This is a genomic window from Aeromonas sp. S5(2024) (assembly GCF_041403025.1).
GTDB classification, from domain to species: Bacteria; Pseudomonadota; Gammaproteobacteria; order Enterobacterales; family Aeromonadaceae; genus Aeromonas; species Aeromonas hydrophila.
Window position 1 is genome coordinate 93,968 of sequence record NZ_JBGLRI010000008.1, and the last position, 16,512, is coordinate 110,479.

Annotated in this window: 15 protein-coding genes; 10 read left to right on the forward strand and 5 right to left on the reverse strand. The window is 65.0% G+C overall.

The features are described 5' to 3' along the window. Nucleotides 1-4 precede the first annotated feature (4 nt). Entirely contained in the window at nucleotides 5-1,009 is a 1,005-nt protein-coding gene (locus ACB032_RS15785; RefSeq protein WP_011707764.1) for a substrate-binding domain-containing protein, read from the reverse strand. 204 nt (nucleotides 1,010-1,213) lie between these two features. Between ACB032_RS15785 and galE the strand changes: the two genes are divergently transcribed. The 6 genes from galE to bacA all read left to right on the forward strand — a co-directional run bounded on the left by galE (nucleotide 1,214) and on the right by bacA (nucleotide 7,798). Beyond that, nucleotides 1,214-2,227, forward strand: coding sequence for a UDP-glucose 4-epimerase GalE (gene galE, locus ACB032_RS15790; RefSeq protein WP_371138283.1), 1,014 nt, complete (start codon nucleotides 1,214-1,216; stop codon nucleotides 2,225-2,227). Between the two features lie 107 nt (nucleotides 2,228-2,334). Further along, nucleotides 2,335-3,393, forward strand: coding sequence for a UDP-glucose--hexose-1-phosphate uridylyltransferase (locus ACB032_RS15795; RefSeq protein WP_042862890.1), 1,059 nt, complete (start codon nucleotides 2,335-2,337; stop codon nucleotides 3,391-3,393). Next, on the forward strand, nucleotides 3,390-4,538 hold the full coding sequence (galK, locus tag ACB032_RS15800) for a galactokinase (protein WP_139391305.1): 1,149 nt from the start codon (nucleotides 3,390-3,392) through the stop codon (nucleotides 4,536-4,538). The genes ACB032_RS15795 and galK overlap by 4 nt, the downstream gene beginning before the upstream one ends. A 64-nt stretch (nucleotides 4,539-4,602) precedes the next feature. Then, a complete protein-coding gene (gene galM / locus ACB032_RS15805; RefSeq protein ID WP_371138284.1) occupies nucleotides 4,603-5,595 on the forward strand; it encodes a galactose-1-epimerase in 993 nt (330 codons plus the stop codon). Between the two features lie 184 nt (nucleotides 5,596-5,779). Continuing rightward, a complete protein-coding gene (locus tag ACB032_RS15810; protein ID WP_371138285.1) occupies nucleotides 5,780-6,790 on the forward strand; it encodes an aldo/keto reductase in 1,011 nt (336 codons plus the stop codon). A gap of 192 nt (nucleotides 6,791-6,982) precedes the next feature. Further along, nucleotides 6,983-7,798, forward strand: a complete 816-nt coding sequence (gene bacA / locus ACB032_RS15815) for an undecaprenyl-diphosphate phosphatase (RefSeq protein ID WP_016352313.1) — start codon at nucleotides 6,983-6,985, stop codon at nucleotides 7,796-7,798. Nucleotides 7,799-7,859: 61 nt separating this feature from the next. On the opposite strand, the gene ACB032_RS15820 is transcribed toward bacA, so the two are convergent. From ACB032_RS15820 to ACB032_RS15830, 3 genes are all read right to left on the reverse strand, one after another. Next, nucleotides 7,860-8,525, reverse strand: coding sequence for a ChrR family anti-sigma-E factor (locus tag ACB032_RS15820; RefSeq protein WP_371138286.1), 666 nt, complete (start codon nucleotides 8,523-8,525; stop codon nucleotides 7,860-7,862). Beyond that, the gene (locus tag ACB032_RS15825) at nucleotides 8,518-9,087 is read right to left on the reverse strand and encodes a sigma-70 family RNA polymerase sigma factor (RefSeq protein ID WP_065392591.1); all 570 of its coding nucleotides are present in this window, start codon (nucleotides 9,085-9,087) and stop codon (nucleotides 8,518-8,520) included. The genes ACB032_RS15820 and ACB032_RS15825 overlap by 8 nt, the downstream gene beginning before the upstream one ends. A 132-nt stretch (nucleotides 9,088-9,219) precedes the next feature. Then, complete coding sequence (locus ACB032_RS15830; RefSeq protein WP_024945164.1) at nucleotides 9,220-9,786, reverse strand: LON peptidase substrate-binding domain-containing protein; 567 nt, start codon at nucleotides 9,784-9,786, stop codon at nucleotides 9,220-9,222. Nucleotides 9,787-10,099: 313 nt separating this feature from the next. Between ACB032_RS15830 and argS the strand changes: the two genes are divergently transcribed. The 4 genes from argS (at nucleotide 10,100) to hslU (ending at nucleotide 14,833) form a co-directional block, all read left to right on the forward strand. Beyond that, nucleotides 10,100-11,845 carry an arginine--tRNA ligase gene (argS, locus tag ACB032_RS15835; protein WP_024945163.1) on the forward strand — a complete coding sequence of 582 codons (1,746 nt, stop codon included), beginning with the start codon at nucleotides 10,100-10,102 and terminating at the stop codon, nucleotides 11,843-11,845. A 3-nt stretch (nucleotides 11,846-11,848) separates the two neighbouring features. Then, nucleotides 11,849-12,688: an SPOR domain-containing protein gene (locus ACB032_RS15840; RefSeq protein ID WP_011707775.1), complete on the forward strand. Its 840-nt coding sequence runs from the start codon at nucleotides 11,849-11,851 to the stop codon at nucleotides 12,686-12,688. Between the two features lie 187 nt (nucleotides 12,689-12,875). After that, nucleotides 12,876-13,409: an ATP-dependent protease subunit HslV gene (hslV, locus tag ACB032_RS15845; protein ID WP_005306539.1), complete on the forward strand. Its 534-nt coding sequence runs from the start codon at nucleotides 12,876-12,878 to the stop codon at nucleotides 13,407-13,409. Between the two features lie 95 nt (nucleotides 13,410-13,504). After that, the gene (hslU, locus tag ACB032_RS15850) at nucleotides 13,505-14,833 is read left to right on the forward strand and encodes an HslU--HslV peptidase ATPase subunit (RefSeq protein WP_024945162.1); all 1,329 of its coding nucleotides are present in this window, start codon (nucleotides 13,505-13,507) and stop codon (nucleotides 14,831-14,833) included. Nucleotides 14,834-14,975: 142 nt separating this feature from the next. On the opposite strand, the gene ACB032_RS15855 is transcribed toward hslU, so the two are convergent. Further along, entirely contained in the window at nucleotides 14,976-16,400 is a 1,425-nt protein-coding gene (locus ACB032_RS15855; RefSeq protein ID WP_371138287.1) for an MFS transporter, read from the reverse strand. Nucleotides 16,401-16,512 lie beyond the last annotated feature (112 nt).

Genomic DNA, 16,512 nt, shown 5'->3' on the forward strand with positions numbered 1-16,512 from the left:
GGGATCAGCTTCGAACGGGCGCCACCGAGTGGCGGTTGATCAGGGTCGGGGTGTAAATGCGGCTCTGCACCGCCTCGCTTTCCCCCGCCGCCAGCTGCAGTGCCAGCTTGGCCGCCTGGGCTGCCATCAGTTCAACCGGGTAGCGCATGGTGGAGAGCTTGGGGCGCAGGTATCTGGCATAGATAATGTCATCGAAGCCCACCACCGACACCTCCTCCGGCACCTTGAGGCCGTTGTCCGCCAGTACCGAGATAGCCCCCGCCGCCATGGCATCGTTGTAGGCCACCACGGCCGTGATGGGCAGCCCCTTGGCCAACAGGTTGAGCATGGCGCGCTCGCCGCCCTCCTCGTTGGGCATGCCGCTCTCCACCAGCTCGGGATCGGCCCGTAGCCCCGCCTCGGCCAGCGCATCCTGATAGCCCTGCAGCCGCAGGATGGCATCCTCGATGGCGTGATCCGAACTCAGGAAGGCGATGTGGCGGTGGCCTAGCTCCAGCAGATGGCGGGTCGCCGTGGCGGCCCCCTGCCGGTTGTTGAGGGCGATGCAGCGCCCCTTGAGCGCCGGGATGTCGCGGTTGATCAGCACCATGCCAGGCACCCGCAGCGCGTAGTCGATCAGCTCCTCGTCGCTCAGCGCCTTGCTGTGCACCACCAGCGCCTCGCAGCGCTTGCCGATCAGTAGTTCGATGGATTCGCGCTCCTGCCGTGCCTTGTGAAAACCATTACCCATCAACAGGTGCAGACCCTGCTCCACCGCCACCGCGGCCACCCCCTTGACCAGGGCGCCGAAGAAGGGATCCGCCACGTCGCCCACCAGCACCCCCATGGTGTCACAGGTCTGGCTGACCAGTGCCCGCGCGTTGGCATTGGGGGTGTAGCCCAGTTCGGCCATGGCCTTCTGCACCACCTCGCGGGAGGCGGCGCTAGCCTTGGGTGAGTTGTTCATCACCCGTGAAACCGTTGCCACCGATACGTTGGCCAAACGGGCGACATCCTTGATGGTACTCATGCTGTTTTCACTTATTTCACGGCTCGGGATGGCGCCATTATACCGAGCAATGTCACTGATAACAGGGGGGAAAACCATATTGCTGAAATGATGACCATCAAAACAAGTGTAATCGTTTACACATATTTGTTAGCCAGTTCACAGTTTGCCCGCCGGCCCCTCGGCTAGACTCCTTCACAGGCTTTTTTCAGCGTGGAGATGAGGATGAAAGTACTGGTCACCGGCGGCTGCGGCTACATCGGCAGCCACACCTGCCTGGCACTGCAAGCGGCTGGCATGGAGCCCGTGGTGGTGGACAACCTCTGCAACAGCAAGGCGGGCGTACTGGCTCGCATCGCCGCCATCAGCGGGCGCGAGCCCCGCTTCTATCAGGGGGACATCCGTGACCCGGCTCTGCTGGATCGCATCTTCAGCGAGCAACGGATAGACGCCGTGATCCACTTCGCCGCCCTCAAGGCGGTCGGCGAGTCCACCCGCCTCCCCCTCGCATACTACGAGAACAACCTGAGCGGCACCCTGGTATTGCTGCAAGCGATGCAGCGGGCCGGCGTCCATAACCTGGTGTTCAGCTCGTCGGCCACCGTCTACGGCGACCCGGCCAGCACCCCCATCCGGGAGGATTTCCCGCGCAGCGCCACCAACCCCTACGGCCGCTCCAAGCTGATCATCGAAGAGATCCTCGAGGATCTGCAACGGGCCGAGCCGCACTGGAGCATGACCCTGCTGCGCTACTTCAACCCGGTTGGCGCCCACGAGTCGGGCACCATGGGGGAAGATCCCCAGGGGATCCCCAACAACCTCATGCCGTTTTTGACCCAGGTCGCCATCGGCCGGCGCGACTGCCTTTCCATCTTTGGTAACGATTACCCCACCGTCGACGGTACCGGCGTACGCGACTACATCCACGTGATGGATCTCGCCGAAGGGCACGTCAAGGCGCTGCAGCACTGCGCCAGCAAGGGTGGCGTGCACGTCTACAACCTGGGCACGGGCCAGGGCCAGAGCGTGCTGCAGATGGTCACGGCGTTCGAGACGGCCAGCGGCCGCCCCTTGCCCTATCGCATCGAACCAAGACGTCCCGGCGACATCGCCGAATGCTGGGCCGATCCCGCCAAGGCCGAGCGCGAGCTGGGCTGGCGTGCCCGGCGGGATCTGGCCGCCATGTGTGCCGACAGCTGGCGCTGGCAATCTGCCAACCCCCAGGGGTACGAGGCGTGATGTCCGTTTTGCTCCCTTCTCCCGTCGCGGGAGAGGGGCCACAGATGAGCGGCGCACCTGCCCTCATCACTGCCCGCAATTCCTTTTATTGAGCTTGAGGAGTGATGATGTTCAACCCGGTTGATCACCCCCACCGTCGTTTCAACCCGCTGACCGGCCAATACGTGCTGGTCTCCCCTCACAGGGCCAAGCGCCCCTGGCAGGGCCAGGTAGAGAAGGTGAGCCAGGCGCCGAGCCAGGCCCATGACCCCGACTGCTTCCTCTGTGCCGGCAACAAGCGCGTCACCGGCGACCAGAATCCCGACTATCGGGACACCTTCGTCTTTACCAACGACTTCGCCGCCCTGATGCAGGACACCCCGGCCGCCAGTGGCGAGCAGGATCCCCTGCTCAAGCTGGAAGCCGCCCGTGGCACCAGCCGGGTCATCTGCTTCTCGCCGGATCACGGCAAGACCCTGCCCGAGCTGCCCCTGCCTGCCATCGAGCAGGTGATCACCACCTGGATGGAGCAGGTGGCCGAACTGTCGGCCCAGTGGGAGTGGGTGCAGGTGTTTGAAAACAAGGGCGCCGTCATGGGCTGCTCCAACCCTCATCCCCACGGCCAGCTGTGGGGCAGCGACTTCCTGCCCAATGAAATTGCCCGCGAAGAGCAGCACCAGCGCGACTGGCTGGCGGAGCACGGCCGCCCGCTGCTGGTCGACTACGTGGAGCGGGAGCTGCAGGATCGCTCCCGCATCGTGGTAGAGACCGCCCACTGGCTGGCGGTAGTCCCCTTCTGGGCGGCCTGGCCGTTCGAGACCCTGCTGCTGCCCAAGCGCCACGTTCCCTCTCTGCTCGACCTCACCCCCGAGCTGCAGCAGGATCTGGCCATCGCGCTCAAGGAGCTCACCAGCCGCTACGACAACCTGTTCGAGTGCAGCTTCCCCTACTCCATGGGCTGGCACTTTGCCCCGCCCCGCTCCGACTGCCCAGAGGCGTGGCAACTGCACGCCCACTTCTATCCGCCGCTGCTGCGCTCCGCCACGGTGCGCAAATTCATGGTGGGCTTCGAGATGCTGGCCGAGACCCAGCGAGACCTTACCCCGGAGCAAGCCGCGGAACGGCTGCGGGCGCTTTCCCCCATTCATTACAACCAAACCAATCAGGCCAACGAGGAGGCCCTATGACCCCGAGCCAGCGCGTCAGCGCCGTGTTTGCCGAGCAGTTTGAGCAACAACCCGACCTGCTGGTGCGGGCCCCCGGCCGCGTCAACCTCATCGGCGAGCACACCGACTACAACGATGGCTTCGTGCTGCCCTGCGCCATCGACTACGAGACCTGCGTCGCCATCGGCCTGCGCGATGACAGCCTGGTGCACGTGATCGCCGCCGACTACGGCAACCAGCGCGACCTGTTCGATCTCGACCAGCCCATCGGCCACCATGCCGATCAGCGCTGGAGCGACTACATCCGCGGGGTGGTGAAGTACCTGCAGGAGCGAGGCTATCCACTGCGCGGCCTCAATCTGGTGGTCTCCGGCAACGTGCCGCAGGGGGCCGGCCTCTCCTCTTCCGCCTCGCTGGAGGTGGCCATCGGCCAGGCCTTCAAGGAGGCACTGGGGCTCGCCATCACGCAGGCCGAGATTGCCCTCAACGGCCAGCAGGCGGAGAACCAGTTCGTCGGCTGCAACTGCGGCATCATGGACCAGATGATCTCCGCCAGCGGCAAACAGGATCACGCCCTGCTGCTCGACTGCCGTTCGCTGGAGACCCGACTCATCCCCATGCCCACCGATCTGGCGGTGCTGATCGTCAACTCCAACGTGCGCCGCGGCCTGGTGGACAGCGAATACAACACCCGCCGCCAGCAGTGCGAAGCAGCCGCTCGTCACTACGGGGTCAAGGCGCTGCGCGATCTGGATCTGGCGGCGCTGGAAGCGGGCAAGGCCGGGCTGGATGAGGTCTGCTACCGCCGTGCCCGTCACGTGGTGGGCGACAACAGCCGCACCCTGGCCGCCGCCGACGCGTTGGCGCAAGGGGATCTGGTGCGCCTCGGCGAGCTGATGGCCGACTCCCACGCCGCCATGCGCGATGACTTCGAAATTACCGTGCCCGCCATCGATGGTCTGGTGGAGATCATCAAGGCCAGGATCGGCACCGAGGGCGGTGTGCGGATGACCGGTGGCGGCTTCGGTGGCTGCGTGGTCGCCCTGCTGCACCCCGACAAGGTGGCCGAGGTGATCGCCGCGGTCGATGTCGAGTACCCGGCCCGCTTCGGCCTCAAGGCCGACAGCTACGTCTGCCGCGCCAGCGCGGGGGCGGGAAAACTATGAGCCCATTGATGATGCAGGCCGACGGCGACGTCTGCCTGATCGGCAATACAGGTGCAGGCAGACTATGAACGACGCCATGATCCCGTTCGAGCTGGAAAATGAGGAGGGGCTGCGCCTGCGCGGCCTCGATTTTGGCGCCACCCTCACCTCCCTCACCCTGCCGGTGGCGGGCGGGCGCCGCGAAGTGCTGCTGGGCTGTGCCGATGAGGCCTACCCCGCTCAGCAGGTGTGGCTGGGGGCAGTGGCGGGGCGCTTTGCCAACCGCATCGGCGGCGCCGAGCTGCTGCGCGACGGCCAGCGCTGGCCGCTGGATGCCAACCAGTCACCCCACTGCCTGCACGGCGGACGGGCGGGGTTTCATCGCCAGCAGTGGCAGCTCAAGGAGCGGGAGGCGGACCGGGTCAGGCTGACCCTGCTCTCCCGGGCGGGGGATCAGGGCTTTCCCGGCAACCTGCGGGTCACGCTGGAGTACCGGCTGGAGCAGTGCGATCTGGTGGTGGATTTCGTCGCCAGCACGGATGCCCCGACCCCGGTCAGCCTCACCAGCCACACCTACTTCAATCTCGATGGACAAGCCGCCGATGGCAATGTCCGCGATCACCTCATCCGCCTCAATGCCGACCGTTTCCTGCCGACCGACCCGAGCGGGCTCCCGCTCGCGCTCGCACCGGTGGAGGGGCCGTTCGATCTGCGCCACGAACGCCTTATCGGACAAGAGTGGCTGAGCCATCCGCAGCAGCAACAGGCCAAGGGGTATGACCACGCCTTCGTGCTCAACGGGCCGAGCGCCGAGTGGGCGGCGCGGATGGTCTCGGGGGATCGCCAGCTGGCGATGGAGGTCTACACCAACCAGCCCTCGCTGCAGTTCTACACCGGCAACTGGCTGGCCAATACGCCAGCACGCGATGGCCAACTCCATCAGGATCACGCCGGCTTCTGTCTGGAGGCCCAGCAGCTGCCGGACAGTCCCAACCGGCCCGAGCTGGGGGACCCCTGGCTGTTGCCGGGGCAGACCTATCGTCACCAGACCCGTTATCGCTTTATCGCCGCCGGCTGACCCGGCGCCCTCCGCCAGGCCTGCGCTGACTACCACAGGCGAGGCCGGGGCGGCGTCACCGTTTCGCGGCACTCTGGCTACATGCTGGCCCCGTGCACTCTGCTCCACGCCGACATGGCGGATGAAGAGGGCGCGGGGTCACCCGTCACATCCGCTCGCACACAAGTCCACGCAAGGAGTCGTTATGGATGATCACTACCTCGCCGCCCCCGACCGCTATCAGCGCCAGGTCTATCGACCCGCCGGTCGCCACGGCCTGCGTCTGCCCGGTATCGGTCTCGGGCTCTGGCACAACTTCGGCGCCGAGTGCGATCCCGCCACCGCGAAAGCCATGGTGCACCAGGCGTTCGATCTGGGCATCACCCACTTCGATCTGGCCAACAACTACGGGCCGCCGCCGGGGTCGGCCGAAATCACCTTCGGCAAGCTGCTCAAGGGGAGCCTGGCTCCCTATCGAGACGAGCTCATCATCGCCAGCAAGGCGGGGTACATCATGTGGGATGGTCCCTACGGCGATGGCGGCAGCGCCAAATACCTGTTTGCCAGCCTGCACCAGAGCCTGCGCCGGCTCGGCCTCGACTACGTGGACATCTTCTACCACCACAGGCCGGATCCTCGCACCCCGCTGGAAGAGACCTGTCAGGCGCTGGCCCTGATGGTACGTCAGGGCAAGGCGCTCTACGTCGGCCTCTCCAACTACCCGGCCCCGCTCGCCGCGCAGGCCGCCGCCCGGCTGGCGGAGCTGGGCACCCCCTGTCTGGTCAATCAGCTCAAATACTCCCTGTTCCAGCGCGATATTGAAGCCGACACCCTGCCGGTCTGCCGCGAGCACGGCATGGGGGTGGTCGCCTTCTCCCCGCTGGCCGGCGGGCTGCTGAGCGATCGCTACCTGGCCGGCATTCCAGCGGATTCGCGCGCCGCCAGTGCCAGCCCCTTCCTCAAACCCGAGCAGATCACCGCCGGCAAGCTGGCCACCATCCGAGCCCTGCATGCGCTGGCGCAGCAGCGGGGCCAACCGCTGTCGCAACTGGCGCTGCAGTGGGTGCTGCGCGACTCTGTGGTGAGCTGCGCCCTGATCGGTGCCAGCAGCCCGCAGCAGATTGTCAGCGCGGTGGAAGCCCAGGCCCAACCCCCGCTGGATGCGGCGCTGCTGCAGCAAATCGAGGGGATCCTGGCCAGCCAGGGCACCGCCTGATCGGGGCCGATGCCGACGGCAAACAAATCTGACTCGAACGAAAACCCATGGCCCCGCCGTCGATCCCGCCAGCGGGGCCTGCCACCGACACAATATTCACTGGTTGCCCGCCCGATTTTCCTCCATCATTGGTCGCCCCTGGCTCGGCTCGGGGCCGACTTCATCCGGACCAATAATCAAGAGATCTGAAACATGACAGAGTCTTACGCCCTGTTTGTCGCCTTCGTGCTGGGCATAGTGGAGGGCCTGACCGAGTTCCTCCCCGTCTCCTCCACCGGCCACATGATCATCGTCGGCCACCTGCTTGGCTTCGACGGCCCCAAGGCTGCCACCTTCGAAGTGGTGATCCAGATGGGCTCCATCCTGGCGGTGGTCGCCGTGTTCTGGCGCCGCCTGTTTGGCCTGATCGGCATCCACTTCGGCCAGAAACCGGCGCAGGGACACGCCACCCTCTCGCTGGTACACATCATCCTCGGCATGCTGCCCGCCGTGATCATCGGCCTCGCCATCCACAGCTGGATCAAGGCTAATCTGTTCGGCCCGCAAACCGTGATGTACGCCCTGGTGGCCGGCGGCATCCTGCTGATCATCGCCGAGAAGTTCCGCCCGGCAGTGCGTTCCGAAACCCTGGACGACATCAGCTACAAGCAGGCGCTCGGCATCGGTCTGTTCCAGTGTCTGGCGCTCTGGCCCGGTTTCTCCCGCTCCGGTGCCACCATCAGCGGCGGCATGCTGATGGGGATCAGCCGCCAGGCGGCGGCCGAGTTCTCCTTCATCCTGGCGGTACCCATGATGGTGGCGGCCAGCGGACTGGATCTCTACAAGAGCCGGGATCTGCTCTCCATGGCCGACTTCCCCATGTTCGCGGTGGGCTTCATCACCGCCTTCGTGGTGGCCATGATCGCCATCAAGACCTTCCTGGCGCTGATCCGTCGCCTCGACTTCATTCCGTTCGCCATCTACCGCTTCGTGGTGGCCTTCGCCGTCTATCTGGTGTTCGTCGCCTGATCCGGCCGCGACACCATGCAAAAAGGGACCTCGAGGGTCCCTTTTTTATTGTCGCCATGACTCAGTAGAGACGATGGCTGATGCCGTTGAGCAGCCGCGACAGCCCCTTGGTGAACTGTACCGGCGCATCCTGCACCGTGTAGCAGAGGCAGCCGTCCGGGGTGTGCGGACTGTGGGCGTGGCTGGCATCGCGCCAGATGAAGTCCCCGGCCTGATAGCAGGTGTCGCCATCTTCGATGGTGCCTGCCAGCAGCAGGGTCAGCTCGTAACCCTTGTGGGTGTGCTCCGGGATGCGGCCGCCTGCCTCTATGTGCAGCAGGCTGGCGCGGGCCCCCTGCTCGTCGAGCGGCAGGCTCACCTGCCGGATGGCACCGATGTGGCGCCAGCTGGGGGCGTGGTGACGGGCCAGCACCCGCGGCAACCGGTACGACTGGCCCGCCACCTGCAGCTCGGGCTGGACCGCCGCCGACTGACTCAACGCGGCGGCACTGGCCACCGGCTGCTGCAGGATGCCGGCCAGCATGGCATCGAACGCCGCCGGCAGCGGCTCGCACTCTTCGGCGGGCGCCAGGTATTGCCGGGCCAGCTCCTCTTCGCAGGCCCGCAGCCGGGCCGCGCAATCGGGGCAGAGCTCGCAGTGAGCGGAAACGCCGACGGCCAGCGGCAGGGGCAGTTCGTCGGCGGCAAAGGCGCGCAACATGGCCTGAACGGGATGGGCTTTAATCATGGCCTTGCTCCACTTGTTCCTTCAATTTTTGTAATGCCAGTCTGAGGCGGGATTTGATGGTGCCGAGCGGCACGCCGAGCCGGTCCGCCAGCTCCTGCTGGGAGAGCTCCTGCAGGTAGATGCCGCGCACCACCTGCTGCTGCGGTTCCGGCAGGGTGCCGACGTAATGGGCCATCTGGCGGGTCAGCACGGCGTCTTCGCCGCCGCTCAGGTGCTCCTCTTCCGCCCTGAACTCCAGCATGGGCCACAGCTCCTCGGCACACAGCTCTTCTTTGCTGGCGCGGCGTCGGCGCAGCATGTCGAAGCCCTGATTGCGCATCACGGTGTAGATCCAGGTGGTGGCAGCCCCCTTGTCGGGGTGATAGAGCCGGGCCTTCTGCCACACCAGCAGCATGGTCTCCTGTACCAGCTCCATGGCGTTGGCCTCGCTGCCGAGGTGGCGCAGCCCGTAGCTGCGGATGCGCGGGGCAAAGTGCTGGAACAGGGTGGCGAAGGCGGCCTTGTCACCATGCTCGGCCACCCGCACCAGCAGGGATTTCAGATCGCCGGCGGAGTCATCCATGGGGGGCGATATCCTGTGCGGAGTCGATTGTGATTGGCCAGTATATGCCATGGCGCCGTACCTTGAAGAGGGTGATGAGTGCCAATACGTGCGCCGCGGCAAAAGGATCACCTGCGCCGTATCAAAGAGGGCTCAATGGCTGGCGACCAGCAACCCGCTCAGCAGGGAGAGCGCCGGCTGGTTGTCTTCCGCCGCCACCAGCCACTGCTTCTGCTCCACCGGGATCGGCAGCACCTCCAGCCAGCGCTGGGCCACCCAGCTGGCATCGCCCCAGTCGGGGTTGCGATAGAGGGCCGCGTATTCCGGGTAGTCCTCGAACACCTCCTGCAGCGCCCTGGCCAGCGAGTGCTGGTCGGCATTGAGCCGGCCGGTGCGCCAGGCGGGCAATTGCTCCACCTCCCCAAGCCGCAAGCCGTCTGCCTCCTGCCACAGATCGGTGATCCTGACCCGCTCCATGCCAAGCACCGTGATGCCGAGCAGGCCGTCCGGCAGTTGATCGAAGTCGACGATCCGCACCCGGGTGGCGATGGGATACATGTTGCGCAGCGCATCGGGCTGGCGGGGATCCAGCATGCAGAGGGCGAAGCCCTGATCTCCCGCCTGGGCGATCATGCGCTGGTATCTGGGCTCGAAGATGCGCAGCGGCATGATGCCACCGGGCAGCAGATGGGCCGAGAGGGGAAACAGCGCCAGTTTCATCGACAGATTCCTCGGTAAAAGGTCCCTGTTGATACGACCGTACCGACGGGGCAGATCATTCAGAACGAGTTGGAATAAAAAACCCCTTAACAATCAGGGGAAAATAGCCTGGACAAGCCGCTTCGATATGCAGTAGAAATGGATAAGCACCACAATTTCCGTCCAATATTCTGGATTACGGTGCCAAATGCAGTGAAATATCCGCCCGTCCAACTCCGGCGGGCCGTCCCTATAGTTTTCTCGGGCCGATGCGGGTAAAATTCACGCCCTTATATATCAGTCATTTTTCGACGCGCAACCTTGGTGGTCAGTTATGAAAGAGCATATTCATCATCTACTTGAACAAACGGTAGCCAATCTGAAGTCAGCGGGCGTCCTGCCGGCGGACCTGGAAGCCCGCGTGCAAGTAGACCGATGCAAGGAGAAGGCTCACGGCGACCTGGCCACCAACCTGGCCATGCTGCTGGCCAAACCGGCCCGCAAGAATCCCCGTGAGCTGGCCGCTGCCATCATCGAGCACCTGCCCGCCTCCGATCTGATCGCCAAGGTCGAGATCGCCGGCCCCGGCTTCATCAACTTCTTCTTCGACCCGAGCTGGCTGGCCGGTCAGGTGGAAGCCATGGTCGCCTCTGCCAACGCCAACGTGAAGCTGCCGGCGCCGCAGACCGTGGTGGTGGACTACTCCGCCCCCAACGTGGCCAAGGAGATGGCGGTGCACCACATCCGCTCCACCGTCCTCGGTGACGTGGCCGCCCGCGCGCTGGAGTTCCTCGGCCACAAGGTGGTGCGTGCCAACCACATCGGTGACTGGGGTACCCAGTTCGGCATGTTGATCGCCTATCTGGAGAAGATGGCCAACGAGCACGCCTCCGACATGGAGCTGCGCGATCTGGAAGCCTTTTACACCCAGGCCAAGCGCCACTATGACGAAGACGAAGCCTTCGCCGAGCGCGCGCGCAACTACGTGGTCAAGCTGCAGGGCGGCGATGAGTACTGCCGCACCATGTGGAAGAAGCTGGTCGACATGACCATGGAGCAGAACCAGCGCAACTACGACCGCCTGAATGTCTCCCTGACCAACAAGGACATCATGGGCGAGTCCATGTACAACGACATGCTGCCGGAGATCGTCGCCGATCTGAAAGCGCGCGGCCTGGCGGTCGAGAGCGAAGGCGCCACCGTCGTCTTCCTGGACGAGTACAAGAACAAGGATGGCGAGCCCATGGGCGTCATCATCCAGAAGAGCGATGGCGGTTTCCTCTACACCACCACCGACATCGCCTGTGCCAAGTATCGTTACGAAACCCTGGGCGCCGACCGGGTGATGTACTTCATCGACTCCCGTCAGCACCAGCATCTGATGCAGGCCTGGACCATCACCCGCAAGGCGGGCTATGTGCCGGAATCCGTACCGCTCGAGCACCACGCCTTCGGCATGATGCTGGGCAAGGACGGCCGTCCCTACAAGACCCGTTCCGGCGGTACCGTCAAGCTGGTCGAACTGCTGAACGAAGCCGAAGAGCGCGCCAGCGCCCTGCTGGAGAGCCGCAACAGCGACCTCTCCGCCGAAGAGAAGGCCCAGGTGGTGCACGCCATCGCCATGGGCGCGGTCAAGTATGCGGATCTCTCCAAGAACCGCACCACCGACTACATCTTCGACTGGGACCTGATGCTCTCCTTTGAAGGCAACACGGCGCCATACCTGCAATACGCCTACACCCGTATCCAGTCCATCTTCCGCAAGGCCGGCGTCGATGCCGACACCCTGAGCGGTCATGTGATCCTGAACGAGGAAGCGGAAGAGGTGCTGGCCCAGAAGCTGATCCAGTTCTCCGACGCGGTCAACGGCGTGGCGGACAAGGGCATGCCGCACCTGCTCTGTACCTATCTGTACGAGCTGTCCGGCAACTTCATGACCTTCTACGAAGCCTGCCCGATCAACAAGGATGGCGTCGACGAAGCGACCCGTCAGAGCCGTCTGCTGCTGTGCGCCGCCACCGCCAAGGTCCTCAAGCTGGGTCTGGGCGTACTGGGCATCCACACCCTGGAGCGCATGTAATAGATGGCGACCCGGGATTATGTCGGCAGCCGCCCGCGACGTCGGGCGGGTGGTCGCAACACCAAGAAAGCGGCACCTCGCCGCTTTCCTGTTATCCCGGCCCTGCTGGCCGGGGCGCTGCTGGCAGGGTTCGGCGGCTTCCTCTACACCATCAGTGGCAAGGGTCATGATGCCCCGACCATCGAAGAGCAGGTGAAAGCCAACAAGCCCAAGGCACAGAACAACGGTCTGCCGCAGGAGAAGTGGAGCTATATCGAACGGCTGGAGAACAAGCAGGTCGATATCACCGAGCCGCCGCCCCAGCCGGGCGTGCTGCCACCACCGCCGGCGGAAACCATGACCCTGCAGCCGGAGAAGCTGCCGCAACCGGTACCGACCGACATTCCCCAACCGGGCACCCCCATCGGTCAGGTGCAGCCCTACAAGCCGCAACCGGTACAACCGGCCAAGCCGGCGACTGGCGCACCGGTGGCCAGTGCTCAGGAGCAGGTGATCGACCGCAAGGCCGAACGGGATCGGATGGAGCGGGAGCTGCGTGCCGAACTGGAGCGGGAACGAGCCGAAGCCGCCAAGGCCAAGGCGGCAACCCCGCCCGCGACGGCCGACAACGAACGCTACATGATGCAGTGCGCCGCCCTGCGCTCGCAGGATTCCGCCGAATCGCTCAAGGCGCGCATCGCCTTCACCGCCGGGCTCTCTTCCAGCCTGCAGGTGGTCAACGGGGCCGGTGGCGCCGTCTACAAGGTGATGGTCGGTCCCTTCAGCGGCAAGGCGGCGGCCGATGCGGCCAACCGCAAGCTGCAGGGCTCCGGCATCAGCGGCTGCATCCCCAAGAAGGGCTGATCGCCGCATGCATACAACAGGGCCGGGTGGCGACACCCGGCCCTGTTTCTTTTGGTGCCACTTGCCACCGCTCCTCTCCCGCCCCGTTTGTCTCGCCACACCGCAGGCTTGAAAAGCCGGTTCGCCATCCCCATCTTTCTTGCCATGCACAGTCAGGCCGTCATTCGGCTCAAGCGAGGTAAGTAAAGTGACTACCATAGTTTCAGTTCGCCGCAACGGTCAGGTCGTCATCGGTGGCGATGGCCAGGTTTCCCTTGGCAACACCGTCATGAAGGGCAATGCCCGCAAGGTTCATCGCCTCTACAACGGCAAGGTACTGGCTGGTTTCGCCGGCGGTACCGCCGACGCCTTCACCCTGCTCGAGCGCTTCGAAGCCAAACTGCAGGCCCATCAGGGCAACCTGGAGCGCGCCGCCGTGGCGCTGGCCAAGGACTGGCGCACCGATCGCGCCCTGCGCCGCCTCGAGGCCCTGCTGGCCGTCGCCGACGAGCACAAATCCTTCATCATCACCGGCAACGGTGACGTGGTGCAGCCGGAACACGATCTCATCGCCATCGGCAGCGGCGGCAACTTTGCCCAGTCCGCCGCCATCGCCCTGCTGGAAAACACCGAGCTCGACGCCAAGAGCATCGTCGAGAAGTCCCTCAAGATTGCGGGCGACATCTGTGTGTTCACCAACGGCAACCACACCATCGAAGTGCTGGATTATTCAGCTAAATAAGTCGGCGAAATAGGGCCGCCAAATAAGGCCGCCTTGCCAGACACCCCATTTTCCAAGGGGTGGGCCCTGCCCGCCCCGGATACAGGAACGCCATCATGTCCGAGATGACCCCGAGAGAAATCGTCCACGAGCTGGATCGTCACATCATCGGCCAGGCCGATGCCAAGCGCGCGGTCGCCGTCGCCCTGCGCAACCGCTGGCGCCGGATGCAACTCGATGAAGAGATGCGCCATGAAGTGACCCCGAAAAACATCCTGATGATCGGCCCGACCGGCGTCGGCAAGACCGAGATCGCCCGTCGTCTGGCCAAGCTGGCCAACGCCCCCTTCATCAAGGTGGAAGCGACCAAGTTCACCGAAGTGGGCTATGTCGGCAAGGAAGTGGACAGCATCATCCGCGATCTGACCGATGCCGCCATCAAGCTGGTGCGCGAAACCGAGATGGAGAAGATGAAATACCGCGCCGAGGAAGCCGCCGAAGAGCGCATCCTCGACGCCCTGCTGCCCAACCCGCGCAACAGCTGGGGCGAGGAAGAGAAAGCCGACAACTCCAACACCCGCCAGATCTTCCGCAAGAAACTGCGGGAAGGTCAGCTGGATGACAAGGAGATCGAACTGGAGCTCTCCGCCTCCCCGATGGGCGTCGAAATCATGACCCCGCCGGGCATGGAAGAGATGGCCAACCAGTTGCAGGGGCTGTTCCAGAACCTGGGCCAGAACCAGAAGAAGAAGCGCAAGATCAAGGTCAAAGAGGCCATGAAGGCGCTGATCGAAGAGGAAGCGGCCCGCCTGGTCAATCCGGAAGAGCTGAAGCAGAAAGCCATCGCCGCAGTCGAGAACAACGGCATCGTCTTCCTCGACGAGATCGACAAGATCTGCAAACGCGGCGAGAGCTCGGGCCCCGACGTCTCCCGTGAAGGGGTACAGCGCGACCTGCTGCCACTGGTCGAGGGCTGCACCGTCAACACCAAGCACGGCATGGTCAAGACCGACCACATCCTGTTCGTCGCCTCCGGCGCCTTCCAGATCGCCAAGCCGTCTGATCTCATCCCCGAGCTGCAGGGCCGCCTGCCGATCCGGGTCGAGCTGACCGCGCTGACCACCGATGACTTCGAGCGGATCCTGACCGAGCCGAACGCCTCGCTGACCGATCAGTACCAGGCGCTGATGGCTACCGAAGGGGTCAAGATCGAGTTCACCAAGGATGGCATCCGCCGTCTGGCCGAAGCGGCCTGGCAGGTCAACGAGCGCACCGAGAACATCGGCGCCCGCCGCCTGCACACCGTGATGGAGCGCCTGATGGAAGACATCTCCTACGACGCCTCCGAGAAGTCCGGCGAGACCTTCGTCATCGACACCGACTACGTCAACGCCCACCTCGGCAAACTGATTGAAGACGAGGATCTGAGCCGCTTTATCCTGTAACAGGTTGATCGAAGACGAGGATCTGAGCGGTTTACTCCTGTAACAGACTGATCGAAAGCGAGGAGCTGAGCGGTTTAATCTCCTGTAAACGAGCCGCTTAATCTCATAGCAAGACGCCTCCCCTGTGGAGGCGTCTTTGTTTTCAGCCTCCTCCCGACTCGCAGCCTGCCCGGGTCGCTTCGCCCGGCGTACTGCACTGGTCTCTTCCCGCCAGCCAGAGCGCGGCCAGCAACAACACACCGCTCAGGGCGAAGCTGGCCTGCATGGCGAAGTGCAGCTCGCTGGCACTGGCGACGGCCGGATTGCCCCCGCCCGCCAGACCAGCAAACAGGGCGCCGAGTCCAGCCGCCCCCGTCAGCTGACCCAGATTGCGCGCCAGGGTCAGCAACCCGGCCACGGCCCCGCGGGCCTGTCCGCCGCAGCCACCGATCACGGCGCTGTTGTTGGCGGTCTGAAACAGGGCGTAGCCGGCGGTCAGCAACAGGATCGGCAGCAGATAGCCGAGCGGGCCAAGGGCTGGGCTCAGCACCGCCAGCAAGGCCGCGGCGCCGCTCATCAGCGACAATCCCAGCCGCACCACTGTGATGGCGCCGACCCTGTCCACCAGCCAGCCGGCGGGCAGCCCGGTCAGCGCCGCCAGCAGGGGCCCACCCGAGATGAGCAACCCGCTGGTCAGCGGATCGAGCCCGAATGCCCCCTGCAGATAGAAGGGGCCGATCAGCAGGGTCAGCACCATGATGCCGGCCACCAGTGCACTGGCCGCCAGACCACCGCGCAGCCGACGGGTACCCAGCAGCGCCAGCGGCAACAGGGGGGTGGCAGCACCCAGCTCGCTGCGCACCAGCCAGGCGGTGGCCAGCAGTGCCCCGCCCCCCAGCCAGAGGGCCAGCGCCCCCGTCGAAGTGAGGGCCAGCCCGTAGCAGAGCAGCGCCACCAGCAAGAGTGACAGACTCGCCAGATTGAGCCCCTCCCCCTCTGTGCACGCCGCATCCCGAGGCAGGCCGAACAGGCCACAGACCAGCGCCAGCAGGCCGATCGGCAGCAGCGCGAGAAAGGCCGGCTGCCAGCCGGCAACATCCAGCAGCAGACCGCCAAACGAGGGGCCGAGGGCCGTGCCGCAGGCCGAGAGGGTACCGAGCAGCCCCATGCCCCGGCCGCGCCGAGCCGGCGACACCAGCTGGCCCACCATGGCCAGCGACAGCACCAGCATGCAGGCCGCTCCCGTCCCCTGCAGCACCCGGGCGGCGAGCAGCCAGCCGATGGTCGGGGCCAGCGCGCAGAGCAGGCTGGCCAGCACAAACAGCCCCATGCCCCAGAGCAGCAGGCGGCGCCGGCCGAACCTGTCCCCCAACCGGCCCGCCACCACCGTCAGGCAGGTGAGTCCCAGCAGATAGGCCACCAGCACCCACTGCAGACTGGCGAAGGGAACGGCAAAGTCCGCGCCCAGTGCCGGCAGCAGCATGCTGGCCATGCTCCCCGCCAACATGGGCAACAGGGTGGCGAGGCCAAGCGCCAGCAGACCGAGGCGGCGCGCAGCGGGAGGTAAAACGCGGGTGAAGGGTGACATGATCCGGGCTCCACAAGGGGGTGATGACGACAAGGCTAGTGGGGCCGGTGAACAGGCGGAAGACGCACCCGTTGCAGCTTATCAATGCACTGGACGCCATATGAGGGAGTCC

What these genes read in the sequence shown, in the direction of transcription:
- argS (WP_024945163.1), top strand. Translation starts at nt 10,100, where the DNA reads ATGAAAGAGCATATTCATCATCTACTTGAACAAACGGTAGCCAATCTG.
- ACB032_RS15855 (WP_371138287.1), bottom strand. Translation starts at nt 16,400, where the DNA reads ATGTCACCCTTCACCCGCGTTTTACCTCCCGCTGCGCGCCGCCTCGGT.
- ACB032_RS15820 (WP_371138286.1), bottom strand. Translation starts at nt 8,525, where the DNA reads ATGATTAAAGCCCATCCCGTTCAGGCCATGTTGCGCGCCTTTGCCGCC.
- galK (WP_139391305.1), top strand. Translation starts at nt 3,390, where the DNA reads ATGACCCCGAGCCAGCGCGTCAGCGCCGTGTTTGCCGAGCAGTTTGAG.
- ACB032_RS15785 (WP_011707764.1), bottom strand. Translation starts at nt 1,009, where the DNA reads ATGAGTACCATCAAGGATGTCGCCCGTTTGGCCAACGTATCGGTGGCA.
- galE (WP_371138283.1), top strand. Translation starts at nt 1,214, where the DNA reads ATGAAAGTACTGGTCACCGGCGGCTGCGGCTACATCGGCAGCCACACC.
- ACB032_RS15830 (WP_024945164.1), bottom strand. Translation starts at nt 9,786, where the DNA reads ATGAAACTGGCGCTGTTTCCCCTCTCGGCCCATCTGCTGCCCGGTGGC.
- ACB032_RS15840 (WP_011707775.1), top strand. Translation starts at nt 11,849, where the DNA reads ATGGCGACCCGGGATTATGTCGGCAGCCGCCCGCGACGTCGGGCGGGT.
- ACB032_RS15795 (WP_042862890.1), top strand. Translation starts at nt 2,335, where the DNA reads ATGTTCAACCCGGTTGATCACCCCCACCGTCGTTTCAACCCGCTGACC.
- bacA (WP_016352313.1), top strand. Translation starts at nt 6,983, where the DNA reads ATGACAGAGTCTTACGCCCTGTTTGTCGCCTTCGTGCTGGGCATAGTG.
- hslU (WP_024945162.1), top strand. Translation starts at nt 13,505, where the DNA reads ATGTCCGAGATGACCCCGAGAGAAATCGTCCACGAGCTGGATCGTCAC.
- ACB032_RS15810 (WP_371138285.1), top strand. Translation starts at nt 5,780, where the DNA reads ATGGATGATCACTACCTCGCCGCCCCCGACCGCTATCAGCGCCAGGTC.
- galM (WP_371138284.1), top strand. Translation starts at nt 4,603, where the DNA reads ATGAACGACGCCATGATCCCGTTCGAGCTGGAAAATGAGGAGGGGCTG.
- ACB032_RS15825 (WP_065392591.1), bottom strand. Translation starts at nt 9,087, where the DNA reads ATGGATGACTCCGCCGGCGATCTGAAATCCCTGCTGGTGCGGGTGGCC.